Consider the following 241-nt stretch of genomic DNA (forward strand, 5'->3'; position numbering starts at 1 on the left):
GATCAGCTCCTCGATGATGTCCTCGGGCGTCACGAGCCCTTCGAGTTCGCCGTACTCGTTGACGACCAGCGCGGTGCGTTGCCGGCTTTCCTGGAAGTACTGGAGCTGCTGGACGACCGGCGTGCCGGACGGCACGTAGTAAGGCTCGGCGAGCAGCGTGCGCAGCATTTCGCGGTCGAAGTCCTGGTTGTGCAGCGCCGTCAGCGTCTTGCGCACGTGCAGCACGCCGAGCACCTTGTCG

At 65.1% G+C, this 241-nt stretch carries 1 protein-coding gene; it reads right to left on the bottom strand.

Features of this window, described 5'->3' with window-relative positions:
- The coding region (locus tag SB751_RS34685; RefSeq protein ID WP_410749573.1) for a CBS domain-containing protein at window positions 1-241 on the bottom strand (241 nt) is incomplete at both ends.

Source organism: Cupriavidus sp. SIMBA_020 (genome assembly GCF_046535395.1).
Lineage (GTDB): Bacteria > Pseudomonadota > Gammaproteobacteria > Burkholderiales > Burkholderiaceae > Cupriavidus > Cupriavidus campinensis.